This window comes from Yunchengibacter salinarum, assembly GCF_037658235.1.
GTDB lineage: Bacteria > Pseudomonadota > Alphaproteobacteria > Sphingomonadales > Kordiimonadaceae > Yunchengibacter > Yunchengibacter salinarum.
The window spans coordinates 21,915-37,715 of the sequence record NZ_JBBJLN010000005.1; the positions used below are offsets into that span (position 1 = coordinate 21,915).

Here is a 15,801-nt window from a genome sequence, read left to right on the forward strand (position 1 = left end):
GTTGATACAGGGCTTGTCGCCCGCCTGATCCCGTACTTAAAGTCTATCCTGCACCGCCGCAACCACATGCTCGGCGGTCAGCCCGAAATGCTCATACAGCGCGTCCGCCGGGGCGGAGGCCCCGAAGCTGTCCAGGCCGATCTTGATGCCGCGCGTGCCCACATAGCGATCCCAGCCGAACGTGGTCGCCGCCTCGATGGACACCTTGAGAGGCGCATCGGGCAGAACATCGGCCCGGTAATCCGCATTCTGGGCATCGAACAGCGTGGTGGACGGCATGGAAACGACCCGCGTGGGCACGCCCCGGCCTTCAAGCGCGGTGCGGGCCGCCACGGCGATCTCCACCTCGGAACCGGAAGCCACGAGCACCACCTGCGGCGTGTCGCTGGCCTCAAGCAATATATAGCCGCCCCGCGCGCACAGATTGTCGCTTTCATGGGTGGTGCGCACCGGTTGCAGCTTCTGCCGGGTCAACGACAGCACGCTCGGCCCCGTGGTATTGCGCAGGGCCAAATCCCAGCATTCCAGCGTTTCCACCGGGTCGGCGGGGCGCAGCACGGTCATGTTCGGCATGGCGCGCAGACTGGCCAGATGCTCCACCGGCTGGTGAGTCGGCCCGTCCTCGCCCAGCCCGATGCTGTCATGGGTCATCACATAGATCACCCGCTGGCCCATCAGCGCCGACAGGCGCATGGCGGGCCGGGCATAATCGGTGAACACCAGAAAGGTGCCGCCATAGGGAATCTGCTGGCCATAAAGCGCAATGCCGTTCATGGCCGCCGCCATGCCGAATTCCCGCACACCATAATGGATATAACGGCCAGAGAAATCGTCAGCCGTGATCGCCGTGGTCTGGCTGGTCTTGGTGTTGTTGGAGCCGGTCAGATCCGCCGACCCGCCCAGCGTTTCCGGCACCGCATCATTGATCACCTCAAGCGCCATCTGGCTGGCCTTGCGGGTGGCCACGGTCTGCGGCTCCTCGGCCAGGGACTTCTTGTAGGCATCCATCGCGGCGTCATATCCGGCGGGCAGGCGCTTTTCCTGACGGCGGATCACGTCCGAGCGGCGGTCTTGCGCAAGCCCGTCAAAAGCCTGCTTCCAGCGGGCCGACGCCTCACCGCCCCTTTCGCCCAACGCGCGCCAGTTTGCCAGCACATCGTCCGGGATCTCGAAGGGCGCGGCGTCCCAGCCCAGTTCCTTGCGCACAAGGGCGATTTCCTCATCCCCCAGCGGCGCGCCATGCACCCCGGCGGTGCCCTTCTTGTTGGGCGAACCGAAACCGATCACGGTGCGGCAGGCGATCAGGCTGGGCCGGTCGTCCGCCTGCGCCTGTTCGATGGCGGCCTCGACGGATTCCATGTCATGGCCGTCCACGCTCTGCACATGCCAGCCATGGGCGGCCACGCGCGCCTGCACATCGTCCGACGTGGCAAGGCCGGTATCGCCGTCGATGGAGATATTGTTGTCGTCCCACAGCACGATCAGGCGGGACAGCTTCAGATGCCCGGCAAGGGACAGCGCCTCATGGCTCACGCCTTCCATCAGACAGCCATCGCCCGCCATCACATAGGTGTAATGATCCACCAGGTCCGGCCCCAGCTCGGCGCGGGTCTTCTCCGCCGCGATCGCCATGCCCACCGATGTGGCCAACCCCTGCCCCAACGGGCCGGTGGTGGTCTCGATCCCCGGACATTCCCCGAATTCGGGGTGGCCCGCGGTGGGGCTGTGAAGCTGGCGGAAATTCCGGATGTCGTCGATCGTGGGCCGCTCATAGCCGGTCAGATACAGCAGCGCATACAGCAGCATGGACCCGTGCCCGGCGGACAGCACGAAGCGGTCCCGGTTCGGCCAGTCCGGCCAGGCGGGATCGAAGGCGAGAAAACGGTCATACAACACAGTCGCCACATCGGCCATGCCCATGGGCATCCCCGGATGGCCGGAATTGGCCTGTTGCACCGCATCCATCGCCAGGGCGCGGATGGCATTGGCCATGGTCTGGCGGCGGGTATCCTCTATGGGGGCTGCGTTCACATCGCTCATGGGCGTATCGCTCCGAAAATTGGGCCTGAACATAACGGGCGGGCAACGGGGACTGGCAACAGGCGCGACAGACCGCCTGCCCCGGTCCCGCGCCTCAAAAGCGCGCACAAAATGGACTCTGCCCCCCGGATAGTCAACCGCCCCGCCCGGCGATCGTGGCGATTGACGTGAAAGGCCACCCCGCCCTATTCTTCGTGCCGGGCCGGGCGGTGCGTCCGGCACCCCACCCGTTTCCATGCAGGGGGACAGCATGACGGCCACCGCAGACGATGCGCTGGAAGCGGCCAGACGCCGACTCGAAACCGCACTCAGCCGACTGGCGGATCAGGCAGCCAGCACCCGCACCCTGACCGAGCGCCTGAACCAGGCGGAAGCCCGCCTTCAGGCACGGACAGAGCAGGCCCAGGCCGCGACCGAAAAAGCCGACGCCCTGTCGGCGGACCTTGCGGCGGCGCGGGATAGCAAGGCCGATGAGGCAAAACAGGCGGAAACGCTCGCCCGCATCCGGGAAGAACGGGACGCTGCCAGGGCCGATGCCAACAAGATGCAAGCCGAACGCGATGAGCTGATATCCCACAGGGACCGTCTGACTTCCGAACGGGACGATCTGACGGCGGAGGTGGACAGGCTCAAGGCGGATCAGGAGCGGCTGATGGCCCAGTTCCGCGACCTTGAGGCCAAGGCCGAAGCCGCCGTCAACGCGCCCGGCAACAGCCCAGGCAACAGCAATGACGAGGGCAAGCGCGCGCTTGAGGACAGCCTGAAAGAGCGGGAGGCCGAAATCGCCGCCCTGAAGGCCAGCAATGAACGCCTGAGCGCTCGCGAGTCGGACATGACCAGCCAGATGGCGCAACTGAACGCGGAGCGGGCCACGCTGAGTCAGGCGCTGGATGATGCCATCACCCGGCTGGAAAGCGTTCTGGAGGCCCACGGCACCAGGGCAGCCGAATAGAATACACAATCAGGCAGGGGCAGCGGCCATGGCGCAGATCACGGTAAGCATCAACAATCAGAATTACCGCCTCGGCTGTAGCGAGGGGGAAGAAGACCATCTGCGCCGGTTGGCCACCTATGTGGATGACAAGGCCACGGAACTGACCGAAAAGCTGGGCCATGTGAGCGAAGCGCGGCTGCTAGTGATGGTGGCCATCCTGATCACGGATGAACTGCACGACACGCTGGCGGGCAAGGGCGGCGGCATTGGCGGGGACTATAGCGCCACCGACGTGGCCGGCATGATCCAAGAAATCGCCGGGGAAGTGGAAACCATTGCGGACAGCCTGCCAAGGCCCTAAATAAGGCGCAGGCGGGCACTGCGCTGTGCGTGGAATACGAAGGTACCCCTGGGGCTATAATCTCCGATAGGGAGCTGTCCCTGTTAGAGGCCGTGGTCTCTTCCAAACGGCGCCCACCTGGTCAACAGGTTCCGGAGGGTCCAAACTTTCCACGGCAGAGGCGGTCCCGCCGCGTATCTTCCCCCCAACAGGTGGCGCCCATGACAGAGACCACCCCCCCGTTCGACAACCCGGCCCCGACCCTGGACAAGTCGGCACTGCGCGCCCATGCCCGAAAGATGCGGGCAGGCGCTCGCGCCCTGCTGGGCACAAGCGCCGCCGAGCAGGCCGCTGATCACGGCGCCAGATTGCTTACCGGCAGCGGGGGCACGGTGGCGCTCTACTGGCCCATGGGGGACGAACTGGACCCCCGATTCCTGATCCAGAAACTGGAACGCGCCGGGATCGAGTTGTCCCTGCCCGCCGTGGTGGAGCGCGGCGCGCCGCTACGCTTCCGCCGCTGGGCGCCGGGCGACCCGCTGGAACAGGGATCGCTTGGCACCAGCCACCCCGCGCCCGACGCGCCGGAAGTCATACCCGATACGCTGGTGGTGCCGCTTCTGGCCTTTGACGAAACCTGCCACCGGCTGGGCTATGGCGGCGGCTATTATGACCGCACGCTGGCCGCCCATCCCCATGTGCGGGCCTTCGGTTATGCGTATGGCGCGCAACTGGTGGACCACCTGCCCGTGGAACCCCACGACATGCCGCTGCACGGCGTGATCACGGAGGCCGGTGTGGTCTTTCCCCGCAAAACCGGCTAAAAGGGCGACCATTCAAACGGGCGACACCAACCGGCCCCGTCAAGGGCCAGGGCAATCGGGACAAGACACATCATGCGCTTTCTGTTTCTAGGGGATCTGATGGGCCGCACCGGCCGCACCGCTGCCATGGAGGCCATACCCGACCTGAAAGATCGCCTGAAACTGGATGCCGTGGTTGTGAACGGCGAAAACGCCGCCGCTGGCTTTGGCCTGACGGGCAAGATCGCCGCCCAGCTTTTCGAGGCGGGCGTGGATATCATCAGCGGCGGCAACCACACCTTCGACCAGCGCGGCGAGATTACCGGCCTGCTGGAAAGTGAGCCGCGCGTGCTGCGCCCGGTCAATTATCCCCCCGGCACGCCGGGGCGCGGTTTTCACATGATGGATGCCGGGCGCGGACGCTCCCTGCTGGTGATCAACGCCATGGGCCGGGTGTTCATGGACCCGATGGACTGCCCCTTCCGGGCGGTGGATGAGGTGCTGGGCAAGCACCGCCTCGGCCATAAGGCAAGCGCCATATTGATCGATTTTCACGGGGATGCCACATCCGAGAAGATGGCCATGGGCCACCATGCGGATGGCCGCGCCACGCTGGTGGTGGGCACCCACAGCCATATTCCCACGGCAGATGCCCAGATTCTGCCCGGCGGCACCGCCTATCAGACCGATGCGGGCATGTGCGGCGATTATGACAGCGTGATCGGGATGCAGAAGGAAGAGCCGCTCAGCCGCTTTCGCACCAAGCTGAACCGGGGCCGCTTCGAACCCGCCAAGGGGGAGGCCACGGTGTGCGGCGTGTTCGTGGAATCGGACGACCGCACCGGCCTTGCCAAACGCATCGAGCCCGTGCGCATCGGCCCCCGGCTCGCCAATACGGTGCCGACGCTGGACTGACCGGCCAATGACCCGACGACGACGCCCTATTTCCGTTTCAGCGGCAGGGGCGGGGACCAGGCCGGGTCGCTGGCGTCAAAGGGGGTCTGGATCTTGCGCTCATTATAGCCGGTCAGGTCCACGGACCACAGGGACGTGCCGCCCCCCTGCCCGGAATTGTCATAGGGCGTGGTGCGGAAGAACATCAACACCCGGCCATTGGGGGACCATGTGGGGCCTTCGTCCTGATAGCTGTCGGTGAGCAGGCGTTCGCCCGTGCCGTCCGGTTCCATCACGCCGATGCGGAACTTGCCGTCGCCGATCTTGGTGAAGGCCACCAGATCCCCGCGCGGCGACCAGACCGGCGTGGCATAGCGCCCGTCGCCAAAGGAAATGCGCTCAATGTTCTCGCCGTCCGCATCCATCACATAAAGCTGCTGGCTGCCGCCCCGGTCGGAGTTGAAAACGATCCGATCCCCCGTGGGCGCATAGGATGGCGAGGTATCGATGCCCGGATCGCTCGTCAGCCGCGTCACCTCACGGGTGCGCAGGTCCATCACGTAAATGTCCGAATTGCCGTCTTCCGCCAGCGACATGATCACCTTGTTGCCATCCGGCGAAAAGCGCGGGGCGAAGGTCATGTTGGGGAAATCGCCCAGCACCTCGAACTTGTTGTTCATGATGTTGAACAGATAAACGCGCGGCTTGTCGTTATAATAGCTGAGATAGGTGATTTCCTGCCGGCTGGGGGAAAAGCGCGGGGTCAGCACCAGATAGCTGCCATCGGTCAGGAACTGCTGATTGGCGCCGTCCTGATCCATGATGGCCAGTCGTTTCTGACGGTCACGGGGGTCGCCCTGTTCCGCGATATAGACGATGCGGGTGTCGAAATAACCCTCTTCCCCGGTCAGGCGGGTATAGATGCGGTCGGAAATCACATGGGCAATGCGCCGCCAGTTGCCGGGCGGAGTGGTGTAGCTCATCCCTTCAAGCTGGTTTTCGCCCAGCACGTCCCACAGCCGGAAGGTCACACGCAGATTGCCACCCGGCAGCAATTCCAGCCGCCCGGCCACCAGCCCCTGCACACCCAGCGGCCGCCAGGCGGCGGCGAAATTGGGTCGGCTCGGCTCGGCGGAAATTTCCTCGATAAAGGCATTCTGGTCGATGGCCCGAAAAAGCGCCGTGGATTCCAGATTGTTCGTGATCACATCGGTGATGCTGCCGCCGATCTCGGACAGGCTGCCGGTGCTGGTCTCCCCCGGCTCAACAGGTCGGAAATCGGGAATGGCCAGAGGCACCGGCTCCACATTGCCGCGCGTCACATCCACCTTGAGCTGGGCATGTGCGGGCACGGAAAGCACCGCCGCCGCCAGTATAATCGCCAAACCCAATCGGAAAGCCATTTGCATCATCCCTGTCTTTTCTCGCGCCCCGTCCGGGGGCTCTCTCCGTGGCCGATATTGGCCCTGTCCAACCCGTGGCGGCCCACCGAGCCGCCTTACCTAACTGGTGAACCGTCAGGTTCCACCTTACGCATGTGGTGAACCGTCAGGTTCCATCTTACGCATGTGGCGGGACTTTATGTCCCGCCAAACTCTTCCCCCGTAAAGACAAAATCAATGAAACGCTGGCCGCTGGCAATATAATCCGTTGCCTCGTCGTAAGGTTCGCACATCAGCACGGCGCGGCGGGCGCTTTCGGCAAAGGTGCGGTAAAAGCCATCATCCATGTTCTGCGTTTCCACGAAAGCCGGGGGCCGCGCCAAACTGCCATCGGGCTTCAGCCAGATCCGCACGGTCACCGCCATGTCGTCCACATTCTTGGCGCCGCCGGGAAAGTTCCAGCATTCCTCCAGCTTGGCCGACAGCGCATCCCGCAGGCTCGCCGTGGCAATGCGGCCCCGCAACTGGTCCAGAAAAGGGCTTTGATCCTTTTTCTCCTGCGGCTGCGCCGCCTGTTCCCTGTCTTCATCCGTGGGCCGGGTGCGCGACTGCTCTTCCTTGATGGACTTGTCGATCAGCGCACTGATCCGATCCGCGCGAATGCGGCTCGGCGGGCGCGGCTTCATGGCCGGGCTTACCGAATTGCGCAACCGGGTGCGTGCCGTCACCTCCGGCTTTGGTTCGGGGGCCGGAGCCTTTTGCGCCTTCGGTTCAGGCCTGGCATCGGGCAGCGGCATACTGTCCGCGCTCTCGGCACTGGGGGCCGGTGCCGGGGCGGGGCTGGACTTTTGCGGGGACGGCGCGGGTTTGGGCTTGCTGGCCTCCTCCGTCGGCTCGCTGTCCGGCTCCGGCGCGGACGCGGTCTCCGGCTCCGTCACGCGGGTCTGGTCGGCGATCTTCACATAATCCACCGCGATGGGGGGCGGCGGGGGCGGGCGCTGAACGCCCAGATGCGGCAGCCCCACCGCCGCCAGGGCCGCCACACCCACATGCAGCGACAGGGAAATCACCAGGCCCTTGTTGATCCGCCACTCAGCCATGCCTCAGGGTCGCTCCGCCACCAGGGCCACCCTTGTGAAGCCCGCGCCATTGATCGCCCCGATCACCCGCATGACCCGGCCATAATCCAGCCCTTCATCCCCGCGCACATAGATGCGCAGATCCCGGCGCGTGCCGGCAATGGCTTTCAGGCGGGGCACGAGTTCCTTCATGGCAATGCGAGTTTCGCCAAGGAATATGGCCCCTTTTTGATCAATGCTCACTTCCAGCGGCTTGTCATCCTGCGGCAGATTGGGCGCATCCGCCTTGGGCAGGTTCACATTGACCCCGGCGGTCAGCATCGGCGCGGTGACCATGAACACCACCAGCAGCACCAACATCACATCCACAAAGGGGGTGACATTGATTTCCGCCAGCGGGCGATAACGGCCCCGCCGCCGCCCGTTCTGTTGGCCGCCCGGCATCTGCATGGCCATCAGGCGGCCTCCCGGTCGTCCATCTGGCGGGAAATCAGGGCGGCGAACTCGTCCGAGAAGCCTTCCAGGCGCCCGGCATAGCGATCCAGATCACCGGAAAGCTTGTTATAGGCCACCACGGCGGGAATTGCCGCCACCAGCCCCAGCGCTGTGGCCAGCAGGGCTTCGGCAATGCCCGGCGCCACCGTGGCCAGCGAGGTATCGGATGCCATGGCGATGGACTTGAAGCTGTTCATGATGCCCCAGACGGTCCCGAACAGCCCCACAAAAGGCGCCGCCGAGCCAATGGTGGCCAGAATCCCCACCTGGCCTTCCATATGGCCCATTTCCCGCGCCTGGGTGACCATCATCACACGCAGGATGCGGTCCTTGATGGACAGCTTGTCCAGGGACCGGCCCTTGGAGCCCCCGACACTGCGCTTCCATTCCCGCATGGCGGCCACGAATACCGCCGCCAGTGGATGGCCGGGCGCAGCGCGCAACTCGCCGTAAAGGTCGTCCAGCGACTGGCCGGACCAGAACAGGTCCTCGAACCCGTCGGCGCGGTTGCGGGCGCGCCGCAGCCGCGAGGCGGTGTTGAAGATGATCGCCCAGCTCCACACGCTGGCCGCCACCAGAAGCAGCATCACCGTTTGCACCACCAGGTCGGCATTGGCGAACATGCCCAGGATGGAAAAATCCACCGAGGCATTGCCGCCAAGTTCGGCCACTTCTACCGTTTCATCCATGCTCTGTCTGCTCCGCTTGTCTCAAAGGGGAAGGTGCCCGGCCTTGATGGCATCCTCGTGCCAGCCCTGCCAGACAGCCCTGTGATCATCCCGCCAGCGCCGGGGGCGGCCATCCGCACCGATCACGGCGGCGGTCACCGGCCCGTCGGCCAGCCGCTCGCCGTCCCGGTCTATCCATTGAAAAACCTCCACCGCGGCGGCGCGCACGCGGGTCACCATGCAGCCCCCGATCAGCACATCGCCCACCGTGGCCTGCCGGTGATAGGTGACCTTCAGATCCCGCACCACATAGGTAAACGGCCCGCCATCCGCTTCCGGCAACTTGAACAGCGCCGCCACATCCACCGGCGTGCCGCGCAGACTTTCCGTGCGCACCCGTTCGAAAAAGCTCACATAGCGGCCATGATAGACCATGCCGCCCACGTCCGTATCTTCGTAATAAACACGGATGGGGAAGCGAAAACAGCCTTCATGCCACTGGCCGGTGGCGGGTTCCATCACTGTCGCCAAGGGTTGCTCCTCACTCTTTCGGCGCTCAGCGCCGGTCCAGAAAACTGATCTGTCCGTCTTCCTGTCCTTTGGGCGGGGTCAGACCAAGATGCTTCCACCCCTGCGGTGACAGTATCCGGCCACGCGGTGTGCGCTGAACCAGCCCCACCTGCATCAGATAGGGTTCGATGATGTCCTCGATCGCATCGCGCGGCTCGCTCAGGGCCGCCGCCAGCGTTTCGATGCCCACCGGGCCGCCGCCATAGGTCTCGCCGATGCAGCCCAGATAGCGACGGTCCATGATATCAAGGCCAAGTTTGTCAACTTGAAGGCGGGTCAGCGCCCGATCCGCAGCCGCCGCGTCCACCGGGCCGGCGCCGTCCGCCTCGGCAAAATCCCTGACCCGGCGCAGCAGCCGCCCGGCGATACGCGGTGTCCCGCGGGAACGGGCCGCCACTTCCCGCGCGCCGTCGGGGCTGAGCGCGAAATCCAGCAGGTCGGCGCCGCGCGTGACCACTTCCGTCAGTTCCGCCGGGCTGTAGAAATCCAGCCGGGTAGGGATGCCGAACCGGTCCCTGAGCGGCTTGGTGATCAGGCCCGACCGCGTGGTGGCGCCCACCAGTGTGAACGGCGGCAGATCGATTCTGACCGAACGGGCCGCGGGCCCCTCGCCGATAATAAGGTCAAGCTGAAAATCCTCCATCGCCGGATAAAGCACTTCCTCAACATTGGGATTCAGGCGGTGGATTTCGTCGATGAACAGCACGTCATGGGCCTGTAAATTGGTCAGCAGAGCCGCCAGATCCCCCGCCTTGGCGATCACCGGGCCGGACGTGGCCCGGAAGTTCACGCCCAGTTCGCGGGCGACGATCTGGGCCAGCGTGGTCTTGCCAAGACCCGGCGGGCCATGGAACAGCACATGGTCCATCGCCTCGCCGCGACCCCGCGCCGCATCGATGAACACGCGCAGATTTTCCCGCGCCTGCGCCTGGCCGATAAATTCCGCCAGCCGCTGCGGGCGCAGGCTCGCCTCCGGCACGTCACCGGGGGCGGCGTCGCCGCTGACCAGTCTGTCCTGCTCGTCCGTCATGGCAATCCTGCCTTATCCACTCTGGTCGACACCGCGCCGCCGACCTGCGCCGCATCATCGCCCCGCATCAACCCGGCGACAACGACTTCAATGCGATGGGCAGCACCGTGGCCACCTCCGCGCCGTCACCCAGTTCCCGCACCGCCTTGACAGCGGCCCCATGGGCCTCGCCGGGTTTGTATCCCAGATTGACCAGGGCGGAGGTCACATCCTCCGCCACGCCACCAGCAACGGCGCCCCCGGCACCCGCCTGGCCCGCCTGCAACCCGGCATGGCCGGTGGCGGCGATGCCGGCCACCTTGTCCTTCAATTCATTGACGATCCGCCCGGCCAGCTTCGGCCCCACACCATTGGCACGGGCCACCGACGCCTTGTCCTGCGCCGCAATCGCATTGTGCAGATCCCCCGGCGACAGCACACTCTGAATGGCCAGCGCCACCCGTGCCCCCACCCCCTGCACGGAGGTCAGCAGACGGAACATGTCCCGGTCCTGCCGGTCGGTGAAGCCGTACAACAGAAAGGCATCCTCCCGCACCACGGTTTCCAAGAACAGGCGGGTGGCTTCCCCCGCACCGGGCAGATTGGCCAGCGTGCGGCTGGAGGCATGTACCAGATAGCCCACGCCGCCCACGTCCACGACCACGCTGTCCGTGTCCACGCTGTCCACCAGGCCGGTCAGCTTGGCAATCATGCGCTCTTCCCCGCCAGAGTCTGGGCGGCGGACCTGTTATGGGCGTGGGCGATGGCCACGGCCAGCGCGTCCGCCGCATCCGCCCCGTTGATGACAACGCCCGGCAACAGAACCCGGACCATGTGCGCCACCTGATCCTTGTCCGCATGGCCCACACCCACCACAGTCTTTTTCACATGATTGGGGGTGTATTCCGCCACCGGCAGACCCGCGGCGGCGGGCACCAGAAGGGCGATGCCCCGCGCCTGGCCCAGTTTCAGGGTGGATGTGGGGTTCTTGTTGACGAAGGTTTCCTCCACCGCGCAGGAGGCGGGCTGCCAGTCCGCGATCACTGCCGCCAGGCCATCATGCAGGGCCACCAGCCGGTTTGCCAGGCTGTCCGAAGCGCTCGATGCAATCACACCATTGGCCACATGGCTCAGCCGTGACCCGCTGGCCTCCACGATGCCCCAGCCGGTTCGCTGCAAACCGGGATCGAGCCCCATCAGCCGCATCAGTCTTGTGTCCTTCCCCCGGTCAGCCAGTCCGAAAAGCCCGGCCATTACGGGCATGTGCCGGCGCGCCTGAACCGCCGATCAGTCCTGGCTCAGTTCCGCCATCACGGCATCCGGTATATCGTAATTGCCATAGACGGTCTGCACATCGTCATTGTCTTCCAGCGCTTCGATCAGCCGCAGCACCTTGCCCGCATCGTCAGCGGTTTCCAGCATGGGCGGTTCCTTCGGCTTGAAGATCAGCTTGGCGCTTTCCGGGTCTTCACCCAACTGATCACGCAGCGCGGCCACCACATCGTGCAGGTCTTCCGCATCGGTGTAAATGGCATGGCTGTCATCGTCGGAATCCACTTCCTGCGCGCCGGCCTCCAGCGCGGCTTCGAACATGGCCTCCCCATCCGCCACGCTGGCGGGAAAAGTGATCTCCCCCACCAGATCGAACATGAAGCTGACAGAACCACTTTCACCCAGATTGCCGCCATATTTGGAAAACAGCGAACGCACATCCGCCGCCGTGCGGTTGCGATTGTCCGTCAGCGCCTCCACGATCAGACCAACGCCGCCGGAGGCATAGCCCTCATAGCGCATTTCCTCATATTCGTCGGCGTCATTGCCGCTGGCCTTGTCGATCGCCCGCTGGATATTGTCCTTCGGCATACTCTGGGACTTGGCATTGGAAATGGCCAGCCTGAGGCGCGGATTCTTCTCCGGGTCCGGGTCGCCCATCTTGGCCGCCACGGTGATTTCCTTGGACAGCTTGGAAAACAGCTTGGAACGCTTGGCGTCCTGCGCCCCCTTGCGGTGCATGATGTTCTTGAATTTGGAATGACCCGCCATGTCTTGCCTCTATCCTGCTTTTTCTCTGCCATGAAAGGACTGAATCTAACGATCGCGCCCGAAAGACCCCGAAAGGCCCCCGAAAGACCCATGGCCGGGCGCGAAGTGGCCTTTGTTTAGCAAATTTGCCGCGTGATGACAGGATAAAGTTGACCGGGCCTGCAAAGAACGTGGGGAAACAACGCCGTCCAGGCCGTAACCGCAGGCCCTGAGGATAGGGATCGCCGACGACCGATCTCAGCGCCCGCCGAGGGGCAGGACACGCCCTGTCACCGTCTGGCCGGACAGCATACCGCCAATGGTCCACAGCCGCCCGCCAAGGCTTATCAGGCCGCGATGGTCCATGCTGGCGATGGGCTTGGACGGCATCTTCCGCCATGCCATGGCATTGAAATCAAAAGCCATCACCCGGTCGCTGGCGGGGGACGGCGCCCCGTCATACCCGATGCCGTCAAAATTATAGGAATTGGGCGAACCGCCCGCGAATATCACCATGGCCGCATCGGGGTGCCGGGCGGCAGCCATACGATAGAGCGGCGCCCCCGGATGGGGCGGGCCTTTCCGCCAGTCTATGCGGGTCGCGTCACCCGGTGCGATGGTGCCAAGCCATACCTCCCCCACCAGCCCGAACGTACGGCGCCCTTCCTTTTCGCCCAGCACGGCCACGCCATCGGCAATGACGATCCGCCCGCCCGCGGCGCCGCCCGCATGGCCGAACACCGGCGTTCCCGGATAATCGGTGGCACGCTGCCAGGTATCGGTGCGGGTGTCATAAACCTGTACGGCAGCCACATTGCCGTCATCATGCCAGCCGGACACAAGATAGATAAAGCGGTCCCGATAGGTGAAACTCACCGTGTCATCCACCGGCAGGGGCATATCCGCACGCCGGGTCACCTTGCCGGAAAGCGGCTCGATGGCGAACACCTCCGGCGTGGACACTTCCGACCCGTCTGGGGCCACACTATAGCCGCCAAACAGATAAAAGGTGCCCGCCGCCGCCTGCGCCGTGGCGGCCAGCCGACCCTGCTTCACCGGCAGCGGTGGCAGGCGGCGCCAGCCGGGCGCGCCCTGTTCATGGATATAAAGAGCACGGCTGGTATCCGCATGGGTCTTGCCCGGCATCAGGCCCGTGGCGCTCATCACATAGGTGCGGCCCGCCACCGTCACCGCCGCCACCGCATTATTGGCATGGGGAACGGGCAGCGGCGGCGGGCCGTCCGCCGCCCGGATCGGCGCCGCCATCAGCGCCCATGCCAGAAACAGCCATCCGCCAACGCATCCCGCATATCGCATGAGCTCGCCCTTTTTTACTGCGCTGTCATGGCACTATCGCCCAAGCCGCCGGGCCGCGCAAGATCGTGCCCTTCATTCACGACTGTCCGGGAATTTGGCGCGTGGCAGGGTCCAGCCAAAGACCATGCCGCCCGCCCGCATCACAAAGGACACCACCACACCCAGCCAAAGCGCCCAGGGCCCCATTTCCGGCTGAAACATCAGAACAAGCACGGTGGTTCCGGCGCCGCCAAAGGCCGCCGTGGCATATAGCTCCCTGGGGCTCATGATCATGGGAAATTCAAACGTGACCACATCCCGGATCAGGCCGCCCAGCACGCCGGTGCTGACCCCCATCATCACGGATACCAGCGGATCGCCGGTGACGGTAAAGGCCCGCTCGGCGCCCACCACGGCGAAAATACCCAGACCCACGGCATCCGCCCAATCCAGAACCACGCGGCGCCGCTCCACATGCCGGGCCAGCAGAAAAGCCATCAACCCCGCCCCCAACGCGATCCAGATGGGCACCGTGCTGACCACCCAGAACACCGGCACATCCAGAATCAGATCCCGTATGGTGCCGCCGCCGATGGCGGGCAGCAGCGCCGTGACCAGGACGCCGAAAAGGTCCAACTCCTTGCGCACACCACCCATGGCACCCGCCAGCGCAAACGCCAGCGTGCCAAGATGATTCAAAATGGTCAGGGCCTGATCCATGCCCCCTTTAAACCACGGGCATCAGGCATGGTCCAGCGCCTGTGCCAGATCGGCGATCAGGTCGTCCGGGTGCTCCACCCCCACGGAAATGCGCAACATGCTGGGTGTCATGCCCAGACCGTCCTTCACATGGTCAGGCACGTCTGAATGGGTCATGGAATAGGGCGCTTCCATCAGGCTTTCCGTGCCGCCCAGCGACACCGCCAGCTTTATGACACTGAGCGCATCCAGCACCCGGAAGGCGGCAGCCTCATCCCCCTTGACGGTAAAGGCGAAGGTGGACCCGGCGCCCAGGCACTGACGGTCATAAATGGCCTTGTTGGGATCGTCATCCGCCAGAAAACCCAGATAGTTCACATGAGTAACCTTGGGGTGATCCTTCAGAAAAGCGGCAACACGGGCGGCGTTCTCGTTGGATTTTTCCATTCTGAGCTTCAGCGTTTCCAGCGAACGCATCACCAGCCAGCAACTGTGCGGGTCGCACTGTGTGCCCAATATGGTGCGGAAACCCTGAACCGGGGTCATGACGGCCTTGGAGCCGATGGCGGCCCCCGCCACCACATCCGAATGACCGGCGATATATTTGGTCAAGGAATAAAGCACGATATCCGCGCCCTGTTGCAGGGGCTTCTGCCAGACCGGGCCGAGAAAGGTGTTATCGGTCATCACGATGGGGCGATAGCCCTGCTCCTGCTCCAGCCTGTCCGCCATCTGGCGGGCGGCGTTCAGGTCTACCAGATCATTGGTGGGATTGGCGGGCGTTTCCGTATAGATCACCGCCACGCGCCCCAGACTGCGGGCCTTTTCCACCGCCGGCGCAAGGGTGGGCTGCGGCCCGCCCGCCCGGAAGGAGACAGTTTTCACCCCGAATTCCGGCAATATGTTGCGGGCGAGAAACTCGGTGCCGCCATAGATCGGCTCCGAATGCACCAGCACATCGCCGGGGCGCAGATAGGCCCAGAGCGCCGTGGAAATGGCGGACATGCCGCTGGCGAATACAAGGCCCTTTTCCGCCTCCTCCCAAAGCGCCAACCGGTCTTCGAGGATTTCATAATTGGGGTTGTTGATGCGGCTGTAAATCAGCCCCATCTCCTCGCCCTCGCTGGCTTCCCGCTTCTGATAGGCCAGCTCGAAGAATTCCTTGCCGTCCTGCGCCCGGTCAAAAGCGAAGGTGGAGGTCAGGAAAAGCGGCGGTTTCAGCGCCCCTTCCGACAGCGATGGATCATAGCCATAGCCCATCATCTGGGTTTCCGGGTGCAGCCTGTGCTCCCCCACCGATCGCTTCATATAATCCCGGCGCACCTTGTCGCTGCGACTGTCTGCCATGGCTTTCCTCCCCCGAGTTTGCACGGCCTGCTGGCTCTCCCCCCTTGTCACCAAAACCGGTTTCAGAAGCAACCGGTTTTGGGTTTTGTTTTCGCTCACGCCTTGGCGCTCCGCGCCCGGCTATGTTTGATTTCACGCTTGGGTGCTGCGCACCCCGCTCCAAATGGGCGCCGCACTGGCGGCGGGGCGCAGTCGCGACCAAGGGAGGGGGCTGTGTGGTGTC

General features: G+C 64.5%; 17 protein-coding genes and 1 other RNA gene. 5 read left to right on the forward strand and 13 right to left on the reverse strand.

Translation table 11 applies throughout. From position 1 onward, the window contains the following. Nucleotides 1-36: 36 nt before the first annotated feature. Nucleotides 37-2,016, reverse strand: a complete 1,980-nt coding sequence (tkt, locus tag WGH93_RS06540; protein WP_374764308.1) for a transketolase — start codon at nt 2,014-2,016, stop codon at nt 37-39. A gap of 274 nt (nt 2,017-2,290) precedes the next feature. Between tkt and WGH93_RS06545 the strand changes: the two genes are divergently transcribed. The 5 genes from WGH93_RS06545 to WGH93_RS06565 all read left to right on the forward strand — a co-directional run bounded on the left by WGH93_RS06545 (nt 2,291) and on the right by WGH93_RS06565 (nt 5,032). After that, complete coding sequence (locus WGH93_RS06545; RefSeq protein WP_374764066.1) at nt 2,291-2,992, forward strand: coiled-coil domain-containing protein; 702 nt, start codon at nt 2,291-2,293, stop codon at nt 2,990-2,992. Nucleotides 2,993-3,020: 28 nt separating this feature from the next. Then, nucleotides 3,021-3,335: a cell division protein ZapA gene (locus WGH93_RS06550; protein ID WP_374764067.1), complete on the forward strand. Its 315-nt coding sequence runs from the start codon at nt 3,021-3,023 to the stop codon at nt 3,333-3,335. 12 nt (nt 3,336-3,347) lie between these two features. Next, nucleotides 3,348-3,506: non-coding RNA, 6S RNA (gene ssrS, locus WGH93_RS06555), on the forward strand. Between the two features lie 29 nt (nt 3,507-3,535). Then, nucleotides 3,536-4,138 (forward strand): 5-formyltetrahydrofolate cyclo-ligase, encoded by a 603-nt coding sequence (locus tag WGH93_RS06560; protein ID WP_374764068.1) that lies wholly within the window; start codon nt 3,536-3,538, stop codon nt 4,136-4,138. Nucleotides 4,139-4,210: 72 nt separating this feature from the next. Further along, a complete protein-coding gene (locus WGH93_RS06565) occupies nt 4,211-5,032 on the forward strand; it encodes a TIGR00282 family metallophosphoesterase (protein ID WP_374764069.1) in 822 nt (273 codons plus the stop codon). 26 nt (nt 5,033-5,058) lie between these two features. On the opposite strand, the gene tolB is transcribed toward WGH93_RS06565, so the two are convergent. The 12 genes from tolB to WGH93_RS06625 form a co-directional block, all read right to left on the reverse strand. Beyond that, nucleotides 5,059-6,414: a Tol-Pal system beta propeller repeat protein TolB gene (gene tolB / locus WGH93_RS06570; RefSeq protein WP_374764070.1), complete on the reverse strand. Its 1,356-nt coding sequence runs from the start codon at nt 6,412-6,414 to the stop codon at nt 5,059-5,061. A 176-nt stretch (nt 6,415-6,590) separates the two neighbouring features. Continuing rightward, nucleotides 6,591-7,493, reverse strand: coding sequence for a cell envelope integrity protein TolA (gene tolA, locus WGH93_RS06575; protein ID WP_374764071.1), 903 nt, complete (start codon nt 7,491-7,493; stop codon nt 6,591-6,593). A gap of 3 nt (nt 7,494-7,496) precedes the next feature. After that, nucleotides 7,497-7,928 carry a protein TolR gene (gene tolR / locus WGH93_RS06580; RefSeq protein WP_374764072.1) on the reverse strand — a complete coding sequence of 144 codons (432 nt, stop codon included), beginning with the start codon at nt 7,926-7,928 and terminating at the stop codon, nt 7,497-7,499. Next, a complete protein-coding gene (gene tolQ / locus WGH93_RS06585; protein WP_374764073.1) occupies nt 7,928-8,656 on the reverse strand; it encodes a protein TolQ in 729 nt (242 codons plus the stop codon). The genes tolR and tolQ overlap by 1 nt, the downstream gene beginning before the upstream one ends. Nucleotides 8,657-8,677: 21 nt before the next feature. Continuing rightward, the gene (locus WGH93_RS06590; protein ID WP_374764309.1) at nt 8,678-9,157 is read right to left on the reverse strand and encodes a hotdog domain-containing protein; all 480 of its coding nucleotides are present in this window, start codon (nt 9,155-9,157) and stop codon (nt 8,678-8,680) included. 34 nt (nt 9,158-9,191) lie between these two features. Beyond that, on the reverse strand, nt 9,192-10,235 hold the full coding sequence (gene ruvB / locus WGH93_RS06595) for a Holliday junction branch migration DNA helicase RuvB (RefSeq protein ID WP_374764074.1): 1,044 nt from the start codon (nt 10,233-10,235) through the stop codon (nt 9,192-9,194). A gap of 67 nt (nt 10,236-10,302) precedes the next feature. After that, on the reverse strand, nt 10,303-10,926 hold the full coding sequence (ruvA, locus tag WGH93_RS06600; protein ID WP_374764075.1) for a Holliday junction branch migration protein RuvA: 624 nt from the start codon (nt 10,924-10,926) through the stop codon (nt 10,303-10,305). Further along, nucleotides 10,923-11,420, reverse strand: a complete 498-nt coding sequence (gene ruvC, locus WGH93_RS06605) for a crossover junction endodeoxyribonuclease RuvC (protein WP_374764310.1) — start codon at nt 11,418-11,420, stop codon at nt 10,923-10,925. Before ruvC ends, ruvA begins: the two co-directional genes overlap by 4 nt. A gap of 81 nt (nt 11,421-11,501) precedes the next feature. Further along, the gene (locus WGH93_RS06610; RefSeq protein WP_374764076.1) at nt 11,502-12,257 is read right to left on the reverse strand and encodes a YebC/PmpR family DNA-binding transcriptional regulator; all 756 of its coding nucleotides are present in this window, start codon (nt 12,255-12,257) and stop codon (nt 11,502-11,504) included. Between the two features lie 237 nt (nt 12,258-12,494). Beyond that, entirely contained in the window at nt 12,495-13,553 is a 1,059-nt protein-coding gene (locus WGH93_RS06615; protein WP_374764077.1) for a Kelch repeat-containing protein, read from the reverse strand. Nucleotides 13,554-13,625: 72 nt separating this feature from the next. Beyond that, the gene (locus tag WGH93_RS06620; protein WP_374764078.1) at nt 13,626-14,252 is read right to left on the reverse strand and encodes a trimeric intracellular cation channel family protein; all 627 of its coding nucleotides are present in this window, start codon (nt 14,250-14,252) and stop codon (nt 13,626-13,628) included. 21 nt (nt 14,253-14,273) lie between these two features. Next, nucleotides 14,274-15,578: a cystathionine gamma-synthase family protein gene (locus tag WGH93_RS06625; RefSeq protein ID WP_374764079.1), complete on the reverse strand. Its 1,305-nt coding sequence runs from the start codon at nt 15,576-15,578 to the stop codon at nt 14,274-14,276. Nucleotides 15,579-15,801: the final 223 nt, after the last annotated feature.

Excerpts from the sequence above, each read along its gene's own strand:
- WGH93_RS06610 (WP_374764076.1), bottom strand. The coding sequence starts at position 12,257 with ATGGCGGGTCATTCCAAATTCAAGAACATCATGCACCGCAAGGGGGCG.
- WGH93_RS06560 (WP_374764068.1), top strand. The coding sequence starts at position 3,536 with ATGACAGAGACCACCCCCCCGTTCGACAACCCGGCCCCGACCCTGGAC.
- WGH93_RS06550 (WP_374764067.1), top strand. The coding sequence starts at position 3,021 with ATGGCGCAGATCACGGTAAGCATCAACAATCAGAATTACCGCCTCGGC.
- WGH93_RS06545 (WP_374764066.1), top strand. The coding sequence starts at position 2,291 with ATGACGGCCACCGCAGACGATGCGCTGGAAGCGGCCAGACGCCGACTC.
- ruvC (WP_374764310.1), bottom strand. The coding sequence starts at position 11,420 with ATGCGGCTGATGGGGCTCGATCCCGGTTTGCAGCGAACCGGCTGGGGC.
- tolB (WP_374764070.1), bottom strand. The coding sequence starts at position 6,414 with ATGGCTTTCCGATTGGGTTTGGCGATTATACTGGCGGCGGCGGTGCTT.
- tolA (WP_374764071.1), bottom strand. The coding sequence starts at position 7,493 with ATGGCTGAGTGGCGGATCAACAAGGGCCTGGTGATTTCCCTGTCGCTG.
- WGH93_RS06615 (WP_374764077.1), bottom strand. The coding sequence starts at position 13,553 with ATGCGATATGCGGGATGCGTTGGCGGATGGCTGTTTCTGGCATGGGCG.
- WGH93_RS06620 (WP_374764078.1), bottom strand. The coding sequence starts at position 14,252 with ATGGATCAGGCCCTGACCATTTTGAATCATCTTGGCACGCTGGCGTTT.
- ruvA (WP_374764075.1), bottom strand. The coding sequence starts at position 10,926 with ATGATTGCCAAGCTGACCGGCCTGGTGGACAGCGTGGACACGGACAGC.
- tolR (WP_374764072.1), bottom strand. The coding sequence starts at position 7,928 with ATGGCCATGCAGATGCCGGGCGGCCAACAGAACGGGCGGCGGCGGGGC.
- WGH93_RS06625 (WP_374764079.1), bottom strand. The coding sequence starts at position 15,578 with ATGGCAGACAGTCGCAGCGACAAGGTGCGCCGGGATTATATGAAGCGA.
- ruvB (WP_374764074.1), bottom strand. The coding sequence starts at position 10,235 with ATGACGGACGAGCAGGACAGACTGGTCAGCGGCGACGCCGCCCCCGGT.
- tolQ (WP_374764073.1), bottom strand. The coding sequence starts at position 8,656 with ATGGATGAAACGGTAGAAGTGGCCGAACTTGGCGGCAATGCCTCGGTG.
- WGH93_RS06565 (WP_374764069.1), top strand. The coding sequence starts at position 4,211 with ATGCGCTTTCTGTTTCTAGGGGATCTGATGGGCCGCACCGGCCGCACC.